This window comes from Pseudomonas protegens CHA0, from assembly GCF_000397205.1.
GTDB classification, from domain to species: domain Bacteria; phylum Pseudomonadota; class Gammaproteobacteria; order Pseudomonadales; family Pseudomonadaceae; genus Aquipseudomonas; species Aquipseudomonas protegens.
In genome coordinates this window covers 1,520,556-1,537,705 of sequence record NC_021237.1, presented here as the reverse complement: position 1 = coordinate 1,537,705, position 17,150 = coordinate 1,520,556, and the positions used below count along the sequence as shown (strand labels likewise).

Below are 17,150 nucleotides of genomic sequence, written 5' to 3'. Positions count from 1 at the left end.
CACAAAGCTGCCGCCATCGTTTCGACCCCGGTCAGGGGTCCAGGCGGCAACCTTCACGGGCACTGCGCCAGACCGCGCTATGGGTGCGCCCCAGCGCGCTGGCGGTGACACGACGGGGCTGCGGCTCATCGAGAAAAGCGCTGGTGGGCAGGTACTGGCGCACGTAGGCGCGGCAGTAGTCGGCAGGTTGTTGCATGACGTAACGGCAGGAGCAGTACTCCTTGGCGGTGTAGGCCCCGAGGATGTCCGGGAAGGCCTGCAACGCCACCCGCTGCTGCCAGCCCCAGCCCAGCAGCAGGAGCAGCCCGAGCGCCAGCAGGCTGAGCAGCGGACGCCGACGGATCAAGGGCCAGGGCTTCATGGCTGCTCCGGCGTGGCGAAGGCGGCCAGCACCCGCTTGAGCAGTTCATTGTGCTGGTAGCTGCCGTCACGGTCGTCGCCATAGCGCACGATCACCAGGCGCTGCGCCGGCAGCACATACAGCGCCTGGCCCCAGTGTCCCAGCGCGGCGTAGGTATCGGCGGGGGCATCCGGCCAGGGCCTTGGCGCCCCGTCCACCTCGCGGTTGAGCCACCAGTGCCCGCCCGCCACGGCCACGTCCTGGTTGGCCCGATAGCCACGAAAGGGCGTGCGGCAGAATTCGACCCAGGCCTTGGGCAGCAATTGCCGGTCGCGCCAACGGCCATCGCGCTGCATCAGCAGGCCAATGCGAGCCAGATCGCGGGCCGTCAGGTAGAGGTACGAGGAAGCGACGAAAGTGCCAGCAGCATCCCGCTCCCACACCGCCTGGGTGATGCCCAGGGGTTCGAACAGGGCACGCCAGGGATAGTCCGCATACTGCCCCTCCCCCACCATGCCCCGCAGGCTGGCCGCCAGCAGGTTGCTGTCGCCGCTGGAATAGCGAAACACCTGGCCCGGCGGGCCGGAGGCGGCCTGTTGCGCGGTGAAGGCGGCCATGTCCCGGTGCCCGCGGGTGTAGAGCATGGCCACCACCGAAGAGTTGAGAGGGGCGTATTCATAGTCTTCCTGCCAATCCAGGCCCGAGGCCCAGTGCAGCAGGTCCGCCAGGGTGATGTCGGGATGGGCCTCGAGCGGCGGGTAGAACTTCGCCGCCGGGTCCTGCAACTGGAACCGCCCCTCGCCAAAGGCCACCCCCAGCAGCACCGCCAGCAGGCTCTTGCTGGCAGACCAGGCGAGATGGGGCGTCTGTGGCCCGGTTGCCCCGGCGTAGCGCTCGTAGAGCAGTCGACCGTCGCGGATCACCAACAAGGCGTCGGTGCGAATGCCCTGGCGGGACTCATCGTCCCGGGGCACAAAGGCGTAATACTCCAGGGCCTGCAGCGCCGGGCCGCTGGCTGGCGTGCCCTGGCTCCATTGCAGCGCCGGCCACTCCTCGGCCCGGGCCGGCAGGCTGAGTAATAGAAGCAGGGCCAGCAGCAACCAAGCTTTGGGCATGAAGGACACTCGAGAGCCGTCTGGGGCCGAGCCTATTGCGGGCACATGACCGTTTCGCGACAACCTTCGCCGGCAAGCCGGCTCCTACAGGGTTGGCCGAATATTCGATAGGGCGCGAGAACCGCTTCTTGTAGGAGCTGGCTTGCCAGCGAATGCGGTTTCGGAGACTGCACACTCCTCGCGGCAAGCCGGCTCCTACAGGGAGGCCAGGGCCTTGGCCAGGCGCTGTGCGCGAGCGCTGGCGGCGAGGTCCAGCAGGGCCTGGTCGCGGGTCCATTGCTCGCGCCAGAGCTGTGGCCCCTGGGCGAAGGCAATGCCGATCTCGGGTTTCAGCGCCTCGAACTGCACGAACAGGCCCGCCAGCAGAATGTGCCCGCTGCTCAGCGCCGGGTTCTGCCGGCTGGCTTCGGCACAGCCGGCCAGCAAGCCCAGCAGTTGCAACTGCAAAGGCTGCGGCCAGCCGCTGTCCTGCCCCACGCCATACAGCCAGGCCAGCATGGCGCTCAGGACATAGATGTCTTCCAGGGTGCGGAACGGCTTGACGTAGGCATCCCAGCCGTCGCCGGCGAGCAACTCGCAGGCGGCGTTGTCCAGCTCCAGGCAGCCGTGGCTGATCTCCGGCATCAGGGCAATGGCAGGCAAGGTCTGGACCTTGACCCCGGGCTCGCCGGGATAGACCACCGTCAGGCGCAGGGCTGCGCGCTCCCCCGGGGCTTCGCAGCGAGCCGCCACCAGCAGCCAGTCGGCGGCATCGCCGGCAGTGACGAAATCCTTGCGCCCGTGCAGGCGCAGATCCTCCAGGCGGGTCTGCATGTCCGCCGGGCGCAGGCTGCGGCGTTCGGTCGCGCACAAAGCCCCCAGACTGGACGGCGCGCTGGGCCACAACATGCGCAATGCCGCCTGGTAGCCCACCAGGAAGGCCAGCCCCGGGGTGGCCATCAAGCGCCCGCCGCGCACCGCCAGTTCGAAGGGCGTGACGTTGCCCAGGTGCGCCAGCAAAGCCCCGTAGCCCTCGGCCAGGTCGGGGTTGGCGGGCAATCGTTCACGGCTCTCGAGCAGGGCTTGCCAGGGCATTCGAAGGTCCTCAGGGGCTGTCATATAAGCATCACCAAAGCTTCATGGCGATGACACCGGGGCTACATAGCCTGACTTTGCACAACAAAGTCGATTGGCTGCAACCCAAGGCGGGTCAGTAGCCCGCACGGAGATTCACGATGACTCAGATCGCCCGCATCAGCGACACCGGCACTGAACGCCGCCTGCAAGCCGAACGCCTGATCGGCGCGAAGGCTCTGCAAGAAGCCCAGGCCCTGCGTTTCAACGTCTTCAGTGGCGAGTTCAACGCCAAGCTCAAGGGCGCGGAACTGGGTCTGGACATGGATGACTATGACGTTCATTGCAGCCACATCGGTGTGCGCGACCTGAACACCGGGCGCCTGGTGGCCACCACCCGCCTGCTGGACCACCAGGCCGCCAGCAGCCTGGGGCGTTTCTACAGCGAAGAAGAATTCAGCCTGCACGGCCTGGTGCAGCTCAAAGGGCCGATCCTGGAGATCGGCCGCACCTGCGTCGACCCGGCCTACCGCAACGGCGGCACCATCGCCGTGCTCTGGGGCGAACTGGCGGAAGTGCTCAATCAGGGTGGCTACAGCTACCTCATGGGCTGCGCCAGCATTCCCATGCAGGACGGCGGCGTGCAGGCCCAGGCGATCATGCAGCGCCTGCGCGAGCGCTACCTGTGCACCGAGCACCTGCGGGCCGAGCCGAAGAACCCGCTGCCGAGCCTGGACATTCCGTCCAATGTGATCGCCGAGATGCCGCCCCTGCTCAAGGCCTACATGCGCCTGGGCGCGAAGATCTGCGGCGAGCCGTGCTGGGACGAGGATTTCCAGGTCGCCGATGTGTTCATCCTGCTCAAGCGCGACGAGCTGTGCCCGCGCTACGCCCGGCACTTCAAGGCGGCGGTCTGATGCGCCGGCTGCGGGTCTACGGGCGCATCGCCCGAGTGCTGCTGGTGGTGGCGCTGGGCCTGAGCATGGCCAGTATCTTCGGTTTGCTGGAACGCTTGGGGGTCGCCAACTCCATGGTCCGGCGCCAGCGCTGGTCGCGCTTCTTCATGGCACGCTTGAGCAATGCCCTGCCCTTTCAGGTCTCGGTGCATGGCGAGCTGCCCCGCCAACCGATGCTCTGGATCAGCAACCATGTGTCCTGGACCGATATCCCGCTGCTGGGCATGCTGACGCCGCTGTCCTTCCTGTCCAAGGCAGAAGTGCGCACCTGGCCGGTGGCCGGTTGGCTGGCCGCCAAGGCCGGCAGCCTGTTCATCCGCCGCGGCGCCGGTGACAGCCAGTTGATCCGCAAGCAGATGACCCGGCATTTGCAGGAGCAGCACCCACTGCTGCTGTTCCCCGAAGGCACCACCACCGATGGCCGTGGCCTGCGCACCTTCCACGGGCGCTTGCTGGCCAGCGCCATCGATGCCGACGTCTGCCTGCAACCGGTGGCGATCCGTTACCTGCGCGACGGCCAGATCGATACCCTGGCGCCCTTCATCGGCGACGACGATCTGCTCTCGCACCTGATGCGCCTGTTCGCCAATGACCGGGGCCAGGTGGAGATCCACCTGCTCAAGCCGATTGCCTGCCAGGGCCAGGAACGTGCGGCGCTGGCCTTCCAGGCCCAGCAAGCCGTGCAGAAGGCGCTGTTCGGTGATGTCATGCTGCCCGCCGAACCACGCCGCAACGGCGAACTGGTCGCGGCCTGAAACTCTCTGCAGGAGCCGGCTTGCCGGCGAAAAGGCCCTTGAAACCTGCGTCGGTCATGAGAGCACCTTCGCTGGCAAGCCAGCTCCTACAACAGCCATCGTGAGTCAGGGCAATTGGATGTGCTGCGCGGCGAATGCCTGCAATTGCGGGTAGAAAGCGCGGAAGTCTTCGCTCAACGGTTCATACAGCCGTTCCAGCTCGACCATCGCCGCGGTCAGCTCCTCTGGCCGTGACAGGCGCCGAGCAATCCCCCGCAACACCTGCTCCAGCACCGCGAACTCGCGATAGGAACCCAGCCAGTCATCCGCCGCCATGTAAGGCGCAATCTGCGCCAGCCGCGCCGGCAACTGCGGCTCGGCCGCCAGCACCCGGTACACCTCGGCGGTGAACAGCGGCAGGGGCCGGTCGGCGTAATGCTGCCAGTCCCGGGCCAGACAATGGTCGAAGAACACGTCGATGACGATGCCGGCGTAACGCCTTCGCGTCAGGGAGAAACGCGACAGCGCCGCCACCACCAGCGGGTGACTGTCAGTGTAGGTATCGATGCGCCGATGCAGCTGGATCGCCGCCTCGACCTCGGGCGAAAACTGCCCTTGCAGGCGTCCCTTGACGAAATCGCCATACAGGCTGCCGAGTAATTGACCCGGGCGCTGGCCGCCAAGGTGCAGATGTGCGAGATAATTCATGGACGCAGCTTAGCACTGCGACCAACATATCGTTATAACCCGATATACCGATAAGTAATGATTTAAGACCAAAATCATATTGGTATATCGCGAAATAACGATTTAAATTTCGCTTCATCGCGATACAACGTTTCACAAAAAACGAGCACCGCCATGTCCCTCGACCTCGACGAAATAATAAAAGCCCTGGCACATCCGGTTCGCAGGGAAATCCTGCGCTGGCTGAAAGACCCGACTGTCGAATTTCCCGATCAGGCTCACAGCAATGAGCACGGCGTCTGCGCCGGGCAGATCGACCAACGCTGCGGCCTGTCGCAGTCGACCGTGTCCGCCCACCTCGCCACCTTGCAACGCGCAGGCCTGATCAGCAGCCGGAAAGTCGGCCAATGGCATTTTTTCAAACGCAACGAGGAAACCATCCAGCAGTTCCTCACGCAAATGAGCCAACAGCTCTGACCTGACAAGGACCCGACAATGCCCCTTTCGCTTCTCATCCTGGCCTTGAGTGCCTTCGCCATCGGTACCACCGAGTTCGTCATCATGGGCCTGCTGCCCGATGTGGCGGCGGACCTCGGGGTGTCGATTCCCGGCGCCGGCTGGCTGGTCACCGGCTACGCCCTTGGGGTGGCCATCGGCGCGCCCTTCATGGCCCTGGCCACTGCCCGCCTGCCCCGCAAGGCAGCCCTGGTGGCGCTGATGGGAATCTTCATTGTCGGCAACCTGCTGTGTGCACTGGCCAGTGATTACAACGTGCTGATGTTTGCCCGGGTGATCACCGCGCTGTGCCACGGTGCCTTCTTTGGTATCGGTTCAGTGGTGGCCGCCGGCCTGGTGCCCGCCAACAAGCGCGCTTCGGCCGTGGCCCTGATGTTCACCGGCCTGACCCTGGCCAACGTCCTTGGCGTGCCCCTGGGCACCGCCCTGGGCCAGGCAGCGGGCTGGCGCTCGACCTTCTGGGTGGTGACGGTGATCGGCGTACTGGCGCTGATCGGCCTGCTGCGCTTCCTGCCGGCCAAGCGCGACGAGGAAAAACTCGACATGCGTGCGGAGTTGGCGGCCCTCAAGGGCGCGGGTATCTGGCTGTCCCTGAGCATGACCGCGCTGTTCGCCGCATCGATGTTCACCCTCTTCACCTACGTTGCACCGCTGCTCGGTGATGTCACCGGTGTCTCGCCCAAGGGCGTGACCTGGACCCTGCTGCTGATCGGCCTGGGCCTGACCCTGGGCAACATCATCGGCGGCAAACTGGCGGACAAGCGCCTGGGCGCCACCCTGATCGGCGTGTTCGCGGCCATGGCCGTGGTCTCCACCGTACTGACCTGGACCAGCGTGGCGCTGATCCCCACCGAGATCACCCTGTTCCTCTGGGCCACCGCTTCGTTTGCCGCAGTGCCGGCGTTGCAGGTCAACGTAGTGACCTTCGGCAAGGCCGCACCGAACCTGGTTTCGACCCTGAACATCGGCGCCTTCAACATCGGCAATGCCCTGGGTGCCTGGGTCGGCGGCAGCGTCATCGCCCACGGCTTCGGCCTGACCAGCGTGCCGTTGGCGGCTGCGGCCCTGGCGATCCTGGCCCTGCTGGTGACGCTGATTACCTTTCGCCAGGGCGGTAACGCCGAACTGGCTCCTGCAACCCACTGATCCTCTCCCTATCCCTTAAAGAAGGCTGCATTCCATGACGACTCTCTTTGATCCGATCAAACTCGGCGATCTCGAACTGTCCAACCGCATCATCATGGCGCCGCTGACCCGCTGCCGCGCCGATGCCGGCCGCGTACCCAACGCGCTGATGGCCGAGTACTACGTACAACGGGCTTCCGCCGGCCTGATCCTCAGCGAGGCCACCTCGGTGACCCCCATGGGCGTGGGCTACCCGGACACCCCCGGCATCTGGTCCAACGACCAGGTGCGTGGCTGGGCCAATGTGACCAAGGCAGTACACGGCGCCGGCGGCAAGATCTTCCTGCAGCTGTGGCACGTCGGACGCATCTCCCACCCGTCCTATCTGAACGGCGAAACCCCGGTGGCACCCAGCGCCCTCCAGCCCAAGGGGCATGTCAGCCTGGTGCGCCCACTGGCCGACTTCCCAACTCCGCGGGCCCTGGAAACCGCTGAGATCGCCGACATCGTCGACGCCTACCGGGTCGGCGCGGAAAACGCCAAGGCCGCCGGTTTCGACGGCGTGGAAATCCACGGCGCCAACGGCTACCTGCTGGACCAGTTCCTGCAAAGCAGCACCAACCAGCGTACCGACCAGTACGGCGGCTCCCTGGAAAACCGTGCCCGCCTGCTGCTGGAAGTCACCGACGCGGCCATCGAGATCTGGGGTGCCGGCCGGGTAGGCGTGCACCTGGCACCACGTGCCGACTCCCATGACATGGGTGATGCCAACCTGGCGGAGACCTTCACCTACGTCGCTCGGGAGCTGGGCAAACGCGGTATCGCCTTTATCTGCTCCCGCGAGAAAGAAGGCGCCGACAGCCTGGGCCCGCAACTCAAAGAAGCCTTCGGCGGCCCCTACATCGCCAACGAACGCTTCACCAAGGACAGCGCCAACGCCTGGCTGGCCGCTGGCAAGGCTGACGCCGTGGCCTTTGGTGTGCCCTTCATCGCCAACCCGGACCTGCCAGCCCGCCTGAAGGCCGATGCGCCGTTGAACGAAGCGCACCCGGAAACCTTCTACGGCAAGGGCCCGGTCGGCTATATCGACTACCCGACTCTGTAAGCCTGCATCGTTCGATAAAAAGCCCCGACTCTCGCGAGCCGGGGCTTTTTCATGGCCTGCACATTCGTTGTAGCCGCTGCCGCAGGCTCGGGCCGCGTACGCACGGTCGCCCCGAAGGGGCGCGATCATCTCAAGTTCGATGAAGGTCCTGCGGACCTTGTCGCGGACTGCGGCAGGGGCTACAGAAAGCCATTCAGCGTTTGCGCTGGGCCCAGGCCACCGCCAGGCCGCTGAGGCAGATGACCGCGATACCGACCAGGGCGTACTGGTCCGGGGTATGGTCGAAGATCAGGTAGCCAAAGAGCCCGGCGAAAAGAATCTGCCCATAGCTGAAAGGCGCCAGCATCGCCGGCGCGGCATGGCGGAACGCCTGGGTCAGCAACATGTGGCCGAGCATGCCGCAGGTGCCCAGGCCGATCATGAACAGCCCATGAACCAACGTCGGCGTGCTCCAAAAGAACGGCAGCAGCGCGCTCATGATCAGGCTGTTGAGGATCCCGGTGAGAAAGTTGCTAGTGGTCGGGCTGTCGACACCACTGAGCTTGCGGGTCAGCAACTGGTAGAAGCCGAAGCACAGCGCCGACCCCAGCGGCAGCAGGATTGCCGGCGTGAACAACGCGCCACCGGGACGCACCACAATCAGCACCCCGACGAACCCCGCCAGCACTGCCAGCCACTGGGCGCGACTGACCCGCTCCCCCAGAAACGGCACCGACAGGGCAGTCACCAGCAAGGGCGCCAGGAAGTTGACCGCGGTCGCTTCTGCCAGGGGTATATAGCGCAGGCCGGTGGTGAACAGCAGGCTGGTGCCGATCAGGCACAGGGCCCGCAGCAATTGCAGCCCGGGGCGCTTGGTGCGCACCACCGCAGAGAAACCACTGCGCGGCACGAAGACCACCAGCATCAACAGGGTGTGCACCACATAGCGGGCCCAGACCACCATGACGATGGGATAAAAAGCCGACAGGTATTTGGATAACGTGTCGTGGCTGGCAAACAGCAGGACCGCCAGGCAGATCAGGGCGATCCCCTTGATGGGGTGTTCCGCGCCGTTGAACGGTGAAGGGCTCACACTCATTCACACACCCGCAACAAAATCCCTACAAAATACGTAGCTCGCTATCTATCAACCTGCAGCAAGCCCGTATATAAAAGCACCCCATTGTGAAGTGCGACCCCGGGTATGAACGTCCCTCGCCTTAAATGTTGACACAACCGGACTCAATTACGCATTTTGTCTTAATGACGGAGGTTGGGGCTCAAGCGCAGCATATCCAGCCCGATGTCGATCCAGCGCTCTGCTTCGGTGTGCAGGGCGAAGCTGTCAGGGGCCAGCAACCACTGGTAGAGAATGCCATCGATGAACGCATGCAACGTGATAGCTGCCCGCGCCGCATCGAGATTCTCGGGCAATTGCCCACGATTCACTGCATTACGCAACGCCAGCTCGATGTGTACGTTGCAGTCCAGGCTGGCAGCGCGACGCTGGCGGCGCAGGTCGCACATTTCGTCGGTGAACTCGCACTTGTGAAACAGGATTTCATTGATGCGTCGGGTTTTCGGGTCCAGGGCAACTTGATGAAACAAATGAATGAGCAGCTTGCGCATGCAGCCCAACGGGTCCATTTCATCTACATTCTCACTGGCCGCGGCCATTTCATCCAAAGGTTCACGCAGGCTGTCGAGCATGGCCTGCACCAGGTCGGCCTTGTTGCTGAAGTGCCAATAAATGGCACCTCGCGTGACTCCCGCCAGCGCCGCGATGTCGGCCAGGGTGGTACGCGCCACGCCACGCTCGTAAAAGGCCTTTTCGGCGGCCTCGAGTATCTGGCTGCGAGTTTCTTGAGCTTCCTCTTTGGTACGACGGACCATGGCAGTAAAACCTCGATCAGGATCTTTCAGCGATGCGTGAAGACCTTCTGAATAAATATGGAACGGCATCTCGAGTGCCGTTTGCCCAGCCTACAATTCAACACCTACAGGGGCTTTTGTAACCGGATGGGTACGCCGCAGGGGTATTTACAAACAACCATGAACGTAAGTATATTCCTTAGCAAGCTACTTATCCACTCAGCCAAGCATTTTTACCCTTCCACTTTTCTTGTGCGCATCTTGCGTGCCTGACCCGAGGATTTTCATGCAACTCAAGCCAGCTGTTACCGCTCTGGTCACTGCCGTCGCCCTGGCATCGCTGCTCAGCGGATGTAAAAAGGAAGAGGCGGCACCTGCCCCTCAAGCCCCTCAGGTCGGCGTCGTTACCCTGCAACCACAAGCCTTTACCTTGACTTCCGAACTCCCGGGCCGGACCACTGCGTTCCGCATCGCCGAAGTTCGCCCACAGGTAAACGGGATCATTCTCAAGCGTCTGTTCAAAGAAGGTGGAGACGTCAAGGAAGGTCAGCAGCTTTATCAGATCGATCCATCGGTCTATGAGGCAACGCTGAAGAGTGCCGAGGCTAATCTGCAATCGACCAAGTCGATTTCTGATCGCTACAAGCAACTGGTCAACGAACAGGCCGTAAGCCGCCAGGAATACGACACTGCCGTGGCCAACCGCCTGCAGTCGGAAGCCTCGCTGCAAAGCGCCCAGATCAACCTGCGCTACACCAAAGTGCTGTCGCCACTGACCGGCCGAATCGGCCGTTCCTCGGTGACCGAAGGCGCCCTGGTGAGCAATGGCCAGGCCGATGCCATGGCCGTGATCCAGCAGCTGGACCCAATCTACGTCGACGTTACCCAGTCCTCGGTGGAACTGCTGGAACTGCGTCGCGAACTGGAAAGCGGCCGCCTGCAGAAAGTCGGCGACAATGCCGCCAAGGTCAAACTGACCCTGGAAGACGGCAGCCAGTACAAGCTCGACGGCAAGCTGGAATTCTCCGAAGTCTCGGTGGACGAAACCACCGGCTCGGTGACCCTGCGCGCAGTGTTCCCGAACCCGGAGCACACCCTGCTGCCTGGCATGTTCGTCCACGCCCAGCTGCAAGCCGGGGTGAACAGCGCGGCGATCCTGGCTCCCCAGCAAGGCGTGACGCGCGACCTGAAAGGCACCCCGACCGCCCTGGTGGTTGGCCCGGATAACAAGGTCGAGCTGCGTCAACTCAAGGCCAGCCGCACGGTCGGCAGCCAGTGGTTGGTGGAAGATGGGCTGAAAGCCGGCGATCGCCTGATCACCGAAGGCCTGCAGTTCGTCAAGCCGGGCATTGAAGTCAAGGCCAGCGAAGCAACCAACGTTCCAGCGAAGAACCCGGCCCCTGCACAGGCAACTGACAAAGCTGCAGGCGGCAAAGGGGAGTAAACCATGTCGAAATTTTTTATCGACCGTCCGATCTTCGCCTGGGTAATCGCCCTGGTGATCATGTTGGTCGGGGCTCTATCGATCCTCAAATTGCCGATCAACCAGTACCCGAGCATCGCGCCGCCAGCGATCGCCATCTCCGTGACCTACCCAGGCGCTTCCGCACAGACCGTGCAGGACACCGTGGTTCAGGTGATCGAGCAGCAGCTCAACGGTATCGACAACCTGCGTTATGTGTCCTCGGAAAGTAACTCCGACGGCAGCATGACCATCACCGCGACCTTCGAACAGGGCACCAACTCGGACACCGCGCAGGTTCAGGTACAGAACAAGCTCAACCTGGCCACTCCGCTGCTGCCTCAAGAAGTGCAGCAGCAGGGTATCCGCGTGACCAAGGCAGTGAAGAACTTCCTGCTGGTGATCGGCGTGGTTTCCGAGGACGGCAGCATGTCCAAGGACGACCTGTCGAACTACATCGTGTCGAACATGCAGGACCCGATCTCGCGGACCGCGGGCGTCGGTGACTTCCAGGTATTCGGTGCCCAGTACGCGATGCGGATCTGGCTCGACCCGGCCAAGCTGAACAACTACAACCTGACCCCGGTGGACGTGAAGACCGCGGTTGCCGCGCAGAACGTCCAGGTATCGTCCGGCCAGCTCGGCGGCCTGCCTGCCCTGCCCGGCCAGCAACTCAACGCCACCATCATCGGCAAGACCCGCCTGCAGACTGCCGAGCAGTTCAAGGCGATCCTGCTGAAGGTCAACAAGGACGGCTCGCAAGTGCGTCTGGGCGATGTCGCGGACGTCGGCCTGGGTGGCGAGAACTACGCCATCAGCGCCCAGTTCAACGGCAAGCCGGCGTCCGGCCTGGCAGTGAAACTGGCCAACGGCGCCAACGCCCTGGACACCGCCAAGGCCCTGCGCAACACCATCAAGGACCTGGAACCCTTCTTCCCGCAAGGGATGAAGGTGGTGTTCCCGTATGACACCACCCCGGTGGTGACCGAATCCATCAAGGGTGTGGTTGAAACCCTGGTGGAAGCGATCGTCCTGGTGTTCCTGGTGATGTTCCTGTTCCTGCAGAACTTCCGCGCCACGGTGATCACCACCATGACGGTGCCGGTGGTACTGCTGGGTACCTTCGGCATCCTTGCGGCGGCCGGTTTCAGCATCAACACCCTGACCATGTTCGGCATGGTGCTGGCCATCGGCTTGCTGGTGGACGACGCCATCGTCGTGGTGGAGAACGTCGAGCGGGTGATGCACGAGGAAGGGCTGTCGCCCAAGGAGGCGACGAAAAAGTCCATGGGCCAGATCCAGGGAGCCCTGGTGGGTATCGCCCTGGTGCTGTCCGCGGTACTGCTGCCAATGGCCTTCTTCAGCGGCTCCACCGGGGTGATCTACAAGCAGTTCTCGATCACCGTGGTCTCGGCCATGGCCCTGTCGGTGCTGGTTGCCCTGATCTTCACTCCGGCCCTGTGCGCCACCATGCTCAAGGCCGTACCGCAAGGCGAACACGCCACCGAGAAGCGCGGCTTCTTCGGCTGGTTCAACCGCACCTTCGATCGCAGCGTGAAGAGCTACGAACGCGGCGTGGGCAACATGCTGCGCCACAAGGTTCCGTACCTGCTGGCCTACGTGCTGATCGTCCTGGGCATGATCTGGCTGTTCACCCGCATCCCGACCGCGTTCCTGCCGGAAGAAGACCAGGGCGTTCTGTTCGCCCAGGTACAGACGCCGGCCGGCTCCAGTGCCGAGCGGACCCAGGTGGTGGTGGACGAAATGCGCGCCTACCTGCTGGACAAGGAAAAGGACACCGTGGCTTCGGTGTTCACCGTGAACGGCTTCAACTTCGCCGGTCGCGGCCAGAGCTCGGGCATGGCCTTCATCATGCTCAAGCCGTGGGGCGAGCGTTCCGCGGAAAACAACGTGTTCAACCTGGCAGCCCGCGCCCAGCAGCACTTCTTCAGTTTCCGTGACGCGATGGTGTTCGCCTTCGCCCCTCCGGCGGTACTGGAGCTGGGTAACGCCACCGGTTTCGACGTGTTCCTCCAGGACCGCGCCGGTATCGGCCATGAGAAACTGATGGCTGCACGCAACCAGTTCCTCGGCATGGCAGCCCAGAGCAAGGTGCTGTCCCAGGTACGTCCGAACGGCCTGAACGATGAACCGCAGTACCAGTTGACCATCGACGACGAGCGCGCCAGTGCCCTGGGCGTGACCCTCACCGACATCAACAACACCCTGTCGATTGCCCTGGGCAGTAGCTACGTCAACGACTTCATCGACCGTGGTCGGGTGAAGAAGGTGTACATCCAGGGTCAGGCCGGTGCCCGCATGAGCCCCGAAGACCTGAAGAAGTGGTACGTACGCAACAGCGCCGGAACCATGGTGCCGTTCTCCTCCTTCGCCAAGGGCGAGTGGATCTACGGCTCGCCCAAGCTGGCCCGTTACAACGGCGTGGAAGCCATGGAAGTGCTCGGTGCCCCGGCCCCTGGCTACAGTACCGGTGAAGCCATGGCCGAAGTCGAAGCCATTGCCGCGAAGCTGCCGGCGGGTGTCGGTATCTCCTGGACCGGCCTGTCCTACGAGGAACGTCTGTCGGGCTCCCAGGCACCTGCGCTGTACGCCTTGTCCCTGCTGATGGTGTTCCTGTGTCTGGCAGCGCTGTATGAAAGCTGGTCGATTCCGATCGCAGTGATGCTGGTTGTGCCCCTGGGGATCATCGGTGCACTGATGGCAACCAGCATGCGCGGCCTGTCCAACGACGTGTACTTCCAGGTAGGCCTGTTGGTGACCATTGGTCTGGCGGCGAAAAACGCCATTCTGATCGTCGAGTTCGCCAAGGAACTGCACGAGCAGGGCCGCAGCCTGGTAGACGCCGCGGTGGAAGCCTGCCGGATGCGTCTGCGGCCGATCATCATGACCTCCCTGGCCTTCGTCCTCGGGGTCGTGCCACTGGCCATCTCCACGGGCGCCGGCTCGGGTAGCCAGCATGCGATCGGTACTGGGGTGATCGGCGGTATGCTCACCGCGACTATCCTGGCGATCTTCTGGGTGCCATTGTTCTTCGTCACCGTATCGTCCATGGGCCGCAGGAAAGCGGACCTGTCAGAAACTACTGCAACCCCTAATGAGGCTGGCCAATGAGCAAGTCGCTACTCTCCCTGGCAATCACCGCCATCGCGCTAAGTGGTTGCTCGCTGATCCCGGATTACCAGCGCCCGGAAGCGCCGGTGGCGGCGCAGTTCCCCCAAGGCCCTGCCTACTCGCCAAAGGAGGCCGCCAACGTGGCGGCCGCCGAACAGGGCTGGCGGCAGTTCTTCCATGACCCGGCGCTGCAGCAACTGATCCAGACGTCCCTGGAAAACAACCGCGACCTCAAGGTCGCGGCGTTGAACATCGATGCCTATGCCGCGCAGTACCAGATCCAGCGTGCGGACCTGTTCCCAGCGGTTTCGGCCAACGGCAGCGGCAGCCGGCAACGACTGCCAGCCCGGGCCTCGAGCACCGGCAAGGAGATGATCTCCAGCCAGTACTCGGCCACCGTGGGCGTCAGCGCCTATGAACTGGACCTGTTCGGCCGCGTTCGCAGCCTGAGCGAGCAGGCCTTGCAGACCTACTTCTCCAGCGAAGAAGCCCGGCGCAGCACCCAGATCAGCCTGGTAGCCAGCGTGGCCAACGCCTACATGACCTGGCAGGCCGACAAGGAACTGCTGAAGCTGACCCAGGACACCCTCGCCGCCTACGAGGAAAGCTACCGGCTGACCTCGCGCAGCAACGAAGTGGGCGTGGCCTCGGCCCTGGACCTGAGCCAGTCGCGGACTTCGGTGGAAAACGCCCGGGTCCAGCTGGCGCGCTACACCCGCCAGGTGGCCCAGGATGAAAACAGCCTGACCCTGCTGCTGGGCACGGCGATTCCGGCCAACCTGCCGGCGGCCCAACCGCTCTCGGCCGACCTGCTGAGCGACCTGCCAGCCGGCCTGCCGTCGGAACTGCTGCAACGGCGTCCGGACATTCTCGAAGCCGAGTACAAGCTCAAGGCGGCCAATGCCAATATCGGTGCGGCGCGGGCAGCGTTCTTCCCGAGCATCAGCCTGACCGCCAATGCCGGTACCTTGAGCCCGGATCTCTCGGGCCTGTTCAAGGGGGGCTCGGGCACCTGGCTGTTCCAGCCGCAGATCAACCTGCCGATCTTCAACGCCGGCAGCCTGCGCGCCAGCCTGGACTACTCGAAAATCCAGAAAGACATCACCGTCGCGCAGTACGAGAAATCCATCCAGACCGCCTTCCAGGAAGTCTCCGATGGCCTGGCGGCACGCCAGACCTACAACCAGCAGCTGCAGGCCCAGCGTGATTTCGTCAACGCCAACCAGGACTACTATCGTCTGGCCGAGCGCCGCTACCGTATCGGGGTCGACAGCAACCTGACCTTCCTCGATGCCCAGCGGTCGCTGTTCAGCGCCCAGCAGGCACTGATCACCGATCGCCTGTCGCAGCTCACCAGCGAGGTCAACCTGTACAAGGCCCTCGGCGGTGGCTGGAGCGAACAGACAGCGAAGAACGAGCCACTGGCGGAAAAAGCCCCGGCGCTGCACCTGTTCTGAAGCGTCACCTGGCCATATGAAAAACCCACCTGACGGTGGGTTTTTTTATATGTACCAACTGGAACATTTGTGTTCGATTACCGCCCAAAAAGTGTTTCGTCCAATTGATTGGCCCTGATCCGCGACGCACCATTCCCGGCACCTGGACACACCAATAACAACAGGTCCGATGCCATGCCCCCACGCCCTGCCCGCTGCGGCTGATACCTCCGGTTCCACCCTGCTCCCCTGAAACCTGTGCCCAGACCCTTTGCGCGGCACTGGCCGGCTGCACCCCTAACAATTAGAGAGACCGACGAATGAAGCCAAGCACCCCGCCGTCCTACCTTCTGCCCAGCCTCATGGCCCTGGCGCTGAGCAGCCCCGCCCTGCCGGCACTGGCTGCAGAGTCGGGCTTTCTCGAAGATGCCCAGGCCAACCTGACCCTGCGCAACTTCTATTTCAACCGCAACTTCACCAACCCGACCAAGGCCCAGGGCAAGGCCGAGGAATGGACCCAGAGCTTCATCCTCGATGCAAAGTCCGGCTTCACCCAGGGCACCGTCGGTTTCGGCATGGACGTGCTGGGCCTCTACTCGCTGAAACTCGACGGCGGCAAGGGCACCGGCGGCACCCAACTGCTGCCCCTGGATCACGACGGCCGCCCGGCGGACAACTTCGGACGCCTGGGAGTAGCCTTCAAGGCGCGACTGTCTCAGACCGAGGTCAAGGTCGGCGAATGGATGCCAGTGCTGCCGATCCTGCGCTCCGACGACGGCCGCTCGCTGCCACAGACCTTTCGCGGCGGCCAGATCACCTCGAAGGAAATTGCCGGCCTGACTCTCTATGGCGGCCAGTTCCGCGCCAACAGCCCGCGTGACGACAGCAGCATGAGTGACATGAGCATGTTCGGCAAAGCGGCCTTCACCTCCGACCGTTTCAACTTCCAGGGCGCCGAATATGCCTTCAACGACAAGCGCACCCAGATCGCCCTGTGGAATGCCCAGCTCAAGGACATCTACAGCCAGCAGTTCGTCAACCTGATCCACAGCCAACCCCTGGGCGACTGGACCCTGGGCGCCAACCTGGGCTTCTTCTATGGCAAGGAAGACGGCAGCGCCCGCGCCGGCGACATGGAGAACCGCACCTGGTCCGGCCTGTTCTCGGCCAAATATGGCGGCAACACCTTCTATGTGGGCCTGCAGAAGCTCACTGGCGACAGCGCCTGGATGCGGGTCAATGGCACCAGCGGCGGCACCCTGGCCAACGACAGCTACAACGCCAGCTACGACAACGCCAAGGAGAAGTCCTGGCAGGTGCGCCATGACTACAACTTCGCCGCGCTGGGCGTTCCCGGCCTGACCCTGATGAACCGCTACATCAGCGGTAGCAACGTGCACACCGCCACCGTCAGCGACGGCAAGGAATGGGGCCGGGAAAGCGAAGTGGCCTACACGGTCCAGAGCGGCACACTGAAGAACCTCAACCTGAAGTGGCGCAACTCCACCATGCGCCGGGACTTCAGCAACAACGAGTTCGACGAGAACCGCCTGATCATCAGCTATCCCCTCAGCCTGCTGTAAGCCCCTTCCAACACGGGGCCGAGCCAAAAGGCCGGCCCCTGCAGCTGTCGGCCTT

The 17,150-nt window shown here is 63.5% G+C and carries 15 protein-coding genes; 9 read left to right on the top strand and 6 right to left on the bottom strand.

Annotation, left to right across the window (positions count from 1 at the left end):
* Positions 1-31: 31 nt before the first annotated feature.
* The 3 genes from PFLCHA0_RS06885 to PFLCHA0_RS06875 all read right to left on the bottom strand — a co-directional run bounded on the left by PFLCHA0_RS06885 (position 32) and on the right by PFLCHA0_RS06875 (position 2,529).
* A complete protein-coding gene (locus PFLCHA0_RS06885) occupies positions 32-361 on the bottom strand; it encodes a hypothetical protein (protein WP_011059685.1) in 330 nt (109 codons plus the stop codon).
* Positions 358-1,455, bottom strand: a complete 1,098-nt coding sequence (locus PFLCHA0_RS06880) for a serine hydrolase domain-containing protein (RefSeq protein ID WP_015634441.1) — start codon at positions 1,453-1,455, stop codon at positions 358-360. Before PFLCHA0_RS06880 ends, PFLCHA0_RS06885 begins: the two co-directional genes overlap by 4 nt.
* Before the next feature lie 195 nt (positions 1,456-1,650).
* Positions 1,651-2,529, bottom strand: a complete 879-nt coding sequence (locus PFLCHA0_RS06875; RefSeq protein ID WP_011059683.1) for an acyl-CoA dehydrogenase middle domain-containing protein — start codon at positions 2,527-2,529, stop codon at positions 1,651-1,653.
* Between the two features lie 140 nt (positions 2,530-2,669).
* On the opposite strand from PFLCHA0_RS06875, the gene olsB reads away from it, so the two are divergent.
* Together olsB and PFLCHA0_RS06865 are read left to right on the top strand one after the other, a co-directional pair.
* Positions 2,670-3,425 carry an L-ornithine N(alpha)-acyltransferase gene (olsB, locus tag PFLCHA0_RS06870; protein WP_015634439.1) on the top strand — a complete coding sequence of 252 codons (756 nt, stop codon included), beginning with the start codon at positions 2,670-2,672 and terminating at the stop codon, positions 3,423-3,425.
* The gene (locus tag PFLCHA0_RS06865; RefSeq protein WP_011059681.1) at positions 3,425-4,219 is read left to right on the top strand and encodes a lysophospholipid acyltransferase family protein; all 795 of its coding nucleotides are present in this window, start codon (positions 3,425-3,427) and stop codon (positions 4,217-4,219) included. The genes olsB and PFLCHA0_RS06865 overlap by 1 nt, the downstream gene beginning before the upstream one ends.
* A 105-nt stretch (positions 4,220-4,324) precedes the next feature.
* On the opposite strand, the gene PFLCHA0_RS06860 is transcribed toward PFLCHA0_RS06865, so the two are convergent.
* Positions 4,325-4,906, bottom strand: coding sequence for an acyl carrier protein phosphodiesterase (locus PFLCHA0_RS06860; protein WP_015634438.1), 582 nt, complete (start codon positions 4,904-4,906; stop codon positions 4,325-4,327).
* A 153-nt stretch (positions 4,907-5,059) separates the two neighbouring features.
* Between PFLCHA0_RS06860 and PFLCHA0_RS06855 the strand changes: the two genes are divergently transcribed.
* The 3 genes from PFLCHA0_RS06855 to PFLCHA0_RS06845 are packed head-to-tail and all read left to right on the top strand — an operon-like array spanning position 5,060 to position 7,631.
* Positions 5,060-5,362 (top strand): ArsR/SmtB family transcription factor, encoded by a 303-nt coding sequence (locus PFLCHA0_RS06855; RefSeq protein WP_015634437.1) that lies wholly within the window; start codon positions 5,060-5,062, stop codon positions 5,360-5,362.
* Between the two features lie 18 nt (positions 5,363-5,380).
* Complete coding sequence (locus PFLCHA0_RS06850; RefSeq protein WP_015634436.1) at positions 5,381-6,547, top strand: MFS transporter; 1,167 nt, start codon at positions 5,381-5,383, stop codon at positions 6,545-6,547.
* 34 nt (positions 6,548-6,581) lie between these two features.
* Positions 6,582-7,631 carry an alkene reductase gene (locus PFLCHA0_RS06845; RefSeq protein WP_011059677.1) on the top strand — a complete coding sequence of 350 codons (1,050 nt, stop codon included), beginning with the start codon at positions 6,582-6,584 and terminating at the stop codon, positions 7,629-7,631.
* A gap of 193 nt (positions 7,632-7,824) precedes the next feature.
* Here the strand turns inward: PFLCHA0_RS06845 and PFLCHA0_RS06840 are convergent, their stop codons facing one another.
* Positions 7,825-8,709 carry a DMT family transporter gene (locus PFLCHA0_RS06840; RefSeq protein WP_011059676.1) on the bottom strand — a complete coding sequence of 295 codons (885 nt, stop codon included), beginning with the start codon at positions 8,707-8,709 and terminating at the stop codon, positions 7,825-7,827.
* A gap of 161 nt (positions 8,710-8,870) precedes the next feature.
* The gene (emhR, locus tag PFLCHA0_RS06835; RefSeq protein ID WP_011059675.1) at positions 8,871-9,503 is read right to left on the bottom strand and encodes an efflux system transcriptional repressor EmhR; all 633 of its coding nucleotides are present in this window, start codon (positions 9,501-9,503) and stop codon (positions 8,871-8,873) included.
* A gap of 265 nt (positions 9,504-9,768) precedes the next feature.
* On the opposite strand from emhR, the gene emhA reads away from it, so the two are divergent.
* The 4 genes from emhA to PFLCHA0_RS06815 all read left to right on the top strand — a co-directional run bounded on the left by emhA (position 9,769) and on the right by PFLCHA0_RS06815 (position 17,095).
* Complete coding sequence (gene emhA / locus PFLCHA0_RS06830; protein WP_015634435.1) at positions 9,769-10,926, top strand: efflux RND transporter periplasmic adaptor subunit EmhA; 1,158 nt, start codon at positions 9,769-9,771, stop codon at positions 10,924-10,926.
* Positions 10,927-10,929: 3 nt separating this feature from the next.
* Positions 10,930-14,076: an efflux RND transporter permease subunit gene (locus tag PFLCHA0_RS06825; RefSeq protein ID WP_041751993.1), complete on the top strand. Its 3,147-nt coding sequence runs from the start codon at positions 10,930-10,932 to the stop codon at positions 14,074-14,076.
* On the top strand, positions 14,073-15,533 hold the full coding sequence (gene adeC, locus PFLCHA0_RS06820) for an AdeC/AdeK/OprM family multidrug efflux complex outer membrane factor (RefSeq protein ID WP_015634433.1): 1,461 nt from the start codon (positions 14,073-14,075) through the stop codon (positions 15,531-15,533). Before PFLCHA0_RS06825 ends, adeC begins: the two co-directional genes overlap by 4 nt.
* A gap of 299 nt (positions 15,534-15,832) precedes the next feature.
* A complete protein-coding gene (locus PFLCHA0_RS06815) occupies positions 15,833-17,095 on the top strand; it encodes an OprD family porin (RefSeq protein ID WP_041751991.1) in 1,263 nt (420 codons plus the stop codon).
* The last annotated feature ends 55 nt before the right edge of the window (positions 17,096-17,150 follow it).